The organism is Bacillus sp. AFS029533 (assembly GCF_002585125.1).
GTDB lineage: Bacteria > Bacillota > Bacilli > Bacillales > Bacillaceae_G > Gottfriedia > Gottfriedia luciferensis_B.
Genome location: NZ_NUQC01000047.1, coordinates 1 through 3,911, shown reverse-complemented (window position 1 = coordinate 3,911; position 3,911 = coordinate 1). Strand labels below are relative to the sequence as shown.

At 31.4% G+C, this 3,911-nt stretch carries 3 protein-coding genes; all 3 read left to right on the top strand.

Annotated elements, in window-relative coordinates; genetic code table 11:
* Positions 1-139: 139 nt before the first annotated feature.
* The 3 genes from COE53_RS20765 to COE53_RS20755 are packed head-to-tail and all read left to right on the top strand — an operon-like array spanning position 140 to position 3,657.
* Positions 140-1,894, top strand: a complete 1,755-nt coding sequence (locus COE53_RS20765; RefSeq protein ID WP_091024999.1) for an ABC transporter ATP-binding protein — start codon at positions 140-142, stop codon at positions 1,892-1,894.
* Positions 1,895-1,918: 24 nt separating this feature from the next.
* Positions 1,919-2,593 (top strand): response regulator transcription factor, encoded by a 675-nt coding sequence (locus COE53_RS20760; RefSeq protein ID WP_098948656.1) that lies wholly within the window; start codon positions 1,919-1,921, stop codon positions 2,591-2,593.
* On the top strand, positions 2,590-3,657 hold the full coding sequence (locus tag COE53_RS20755) for a HAMP domain-containing sensor histidine kinase (protein WP_069034022.1): 1,068 nt from the start codon (positions 2,590-2,592) through the stop codon (positions 3,655-3,657). The genes COE53_RS20760 and COE53_RS20755 overlap by 4 nt, the downstream gene beginning before the upstream one ends.
* The last annotated feature ends 254 nt before the right edge of the window (positions 3,658-3,911 follow it).

Here is a 3,911-nt window from a genome sequence, read left to right as displayed (position 1 = left end):
ATTAGGCTGATGTTTTTTTGCGTTATAAAAAATAATATTTAAGAGTAAAAAATAATTTAGTTCATTCTTTATTCATATTTTAGTTGTAAATTTTAAAGGGAATGTAGATAAAAAAATAGTAAGTGTAAGGAGTAAAGATATGAAAGAAGAAACTAATTTAAATAAAAAAAGTGATTGGAGAAATTTTATCTCTTTATTAAAAAATGCAAATCCTCCTAAATGGTTGTTTGCAATAGGCGTACTATTAAGTGTAGCCACTACTTTAGTGGGGTTACTATTACCTTTGCTAACAAAGAAATTTGTAGATGGTTTTTCGTTAGCATCCTTAAGTGCGGGACAAATAGTGGTTTTTGTTGCAGTACTAATAATACAGGCTATTTCATCAGCAGCTTCTATTTATCTGCTTAGCCGAGTAGGAAATACAGTTGTTGCCAATGTAAGACACCGATTGTGGAAGAAAATGATTGTTCTTCCAATATCTTATTTTGATGAGACTCAGACTGGAGATAATGTAAGTCGAGTTACAAATGATACAGCAATTTTAAAGGGGTTAATAACAGAACACATAACAAACTTTTTAACAGGAATCATTTCTATTGTCGGATCTTTTATATTACTTCTAGTATTAGATTGGAAAATGACATTGGTAACTTTTAGCATTATACCTGTCATTGCACTAATATTTATCCCTATTGGAAAACAAATGTCAAAATTATCAAAAGCAACCCAAGATGAGACAGCAAAATTCACATCGTTAATAAGCCAAGTTTTTTCGGAAATTAGATTAGTGAAAGTTTCGAACGCGGAAACCTCTGAAATTACTAATGGAAACAAGGGAATTAATAATTTATTATCTTTCGGTATTAAGGAAGGAAAGCTACACTCTTTCATTGGACCAATTGTTTCCTTTGTATTAATGCTTATTTTAGTAGTCATTATTGGATATGGCGGGGTCAGGGTCTCATCGGGTGCAATAACTGCAGGGGCGTTAGTAGCTTATATCCTTTATTTATTCCAAATTATCTTCCCAATAACCCAAATTACACATTTCTTTACTGAACTTCAAAAAACAAAAGGTGCTACTGAAAGAATGATCAGTATATTAGAACTAGAAGAAGAAGATTATCAAACTGGAAAAGATGAAGTTGATATGAATTTACCGATTAAGATTAATAAGTTGCATTTTGCATATAAGGAAGAAGAGATGTTAACAAATCTTAATTTTGTGATCCCTCCTGGTAAGGTAACAGCTATTGTAGGACCAAGTGGAAGCGGAAAGACAACTTTATTTTCACTCATTGAACGTTTCTATCCTCCAAATAATGGGGAAATAAAAATTGGAGATAATCCAATAAATAGTTTTAATTTAGAGAGTTGGAGAAAACAAATAGGTTATGTTGCACAAGAAAGTCCGCTAATTGCCGGTACAATTAGAGATAATATTTGCTATGGAATTAAAAGAGAGATATCTGATAAAGAATTGGCTTATGTATCGGGTATGGCATATGTAGATCAATTTGTTAATGACTTACCTGAAGGTTTTAATACAGAGGTTGGAGAAAGAGGTATAAAACTATCTGGTGGACAAAGACAACGAATAGGTATTGCGAGAGCTTTACTAAGAAACCCTAAATTATTAATGTTGGATGAGGCAACTTCAAACCTTGATAGTAGGTCTGAATTAGTTGTACAAAATGCACTTTCTAATTTAATGAAAGGGAGAACTACTTTAATTATTGCCCATCGTCTTTCCACAGTTATAGATGCGGAGCAAATTGTATTTTTAGATAAAGGGAAAATAACTGGTATAGGGACACATGATGAATTATATAGTAACCATTTGATGTATAGAGAATTTGCAGATCAACAATTGAGAGTAAATAGTGCAGTGTAATTAAACTTTAGGGAAGGTGTTTTTATGGCTAGTATTTTAATCGTAGACGATGATCCACATATTCGGAAACTATTAAATGTTTTACTTCGGGATGAGGGCTTTACTGTTTTTGAGGCTACAAATGGTATTGAAGCAATTAGTGTTATTGATGATAACAGAATAGATATGTTAATTATAGACTTAATGATGCCTAAAATGGATGGATTTGAGCTTTGTAGAGAAATACGCAACAATTATGATCTTCCTATAATTATGTTAACTGCAAAAGGTGAAACTGAACAGAAGGTTAGGGGGTTTAAATTAGGGACCGACGACTATATCGTAAAACCGTTCGAACCAGTCGAATTAGTTGTTCGAGTAAAAGCTTTGTTAAGAAGATCAAAAATATCTTCGTCTAAAATTGTTCAAATAGGAAGGTTAATAATAGACCACAGAAATTACAAAGTTCTAAATGACAATGAGGTAATCAATATGCCATTGAAAGAATTAGAGCTTTTATTTACTTTAGCAAGCTCTTTAGGTAGAACATATTCCAGGGAACAATTAATTGAAAACATTTGGGGATTCGATTATGCAGGGGATGAAAGAACTGTGGATGTTCATATAAAGCGATTGAGGGAAAGATTTCCCGAGAAAGAATTTGGTTTTAAAATTTCTACTGTGTGGGGATTAGGGTATCGAATGGAGTTATTGAAATGAAAGTATTAAAAAAAATTAGAGATGTTATAGGAGCTATATTATTATTAACGACTGCAATAATGATTGGAAGCCTAATTGTTCACTATTCTACTATTTACTTTTATGAAAATCATTTCACTAGTCTATCAGACTTAACGATACAAATCATAAATACTTTTTTAACTTTTCTATTACTAATGCTCGGAGGAGCTATATTTGGTAGAATGTTTCATCATCCAAAGCAAATGAAAATGGTAAAAGAAATAATGCAGGCAATTAGAAGTATTTCAAGAGGAGAGTTTAACGTATCAGTGGATCTTGAAAAATTCAGGAATGCATTTGGTGGTGAAATAGGACAGATAATAGATAGCTTTAACCATATGGCAAAAAATTTAGATCAAATGGAAAACATGCGACAAGAATTTATTTCAAACGTCTCACATGAAATTCAATCGCCATTAACATCGATTAAAGGTTTTGCTAAAGTATTACAAAATGAAAGTTTACCATTAGAAGAGCGAAAGCAATATTTAAATATAATCGAGTATGAAAGTACAAGATTATCCAAGCTTAGCGATAACCTACTAAAGCTAACTTCACTTGAATCACAAAACCAGCCAATAGAAAAGAACAGTTTCTCATTAAATAGCCAACTTATGTACTCATTGTTAAGCTGCGAACCTCAAATAGTAGAAAAAAATATTAATATGCATGTTGACCTTGGTAAAATTGACTTTATTGGAGACGAGGCTCTCTTGAATCAGGTTTGGATGAATTTAATAACAAACAGTATAAAGTTTACTTCTAACAATGGTGATATATTTATATCTGCTATACAAGATAATGACAAGGTAGTTATACAAATTCAAGATACTGGAATTGGTATTTCGGAAGAAGATCAAGTGCATGTATTTGAAAGGTTTTATAAAGCAGATAAATCAAGAGATAGAACAACCGGCGGAAATGGATTGGGTTTATCAATTGTAAAGAAAATTGTTGATATGCATAACGGAATAGTATATGTAAAAAGTGAGATCGGTAAAGGGTCACTTTTTGTAGTAGAGTTACCTGTAACAGCGGGGTAATTGTTTTTCATTATAGTAAGTAGCGTTTAGTAAAGTTAACTAGATTTTTTGCTATAATGAGAAACATTATCTTTTTTATTATAAAGTTATTGCAATCATAAAAGAATCGTGGTATATTATTAAACGTTGTCACATTGAACCAATAAATGAGGCAAGAAAATAATATAAAAAAGTTGTTGACTAAACAAACTTTAATATGTTATTATTATATAAGTCGCTAAGAGATGAAGCGGCGAAGTGAACTTTGAAAACTA

Bases quoted from the DNA above. Each gene is read 5' to 3' on its own strand.
- COE53_RS20760 (WP_098948656.1), top strand. From the start codon at position 1,919: ATGGCTAGTATTTTAATCGTAGACGATGATCCACATATTCGGAAACTA.
- COE53_RS20755 (WP_069034022.1), top strand. From the start codon at position 2,590: ATGAAAGTATTAAAAAAAATTAGAGATGTTATAGGAGCTATATTATTA.
- COE53_RS20765 (WP_091024999.1), top strand. From the start codon at position 140: ATGAAAGAAGAAACTAATTTAAATAAAAAAAGTGATTGGAGAAATTTT.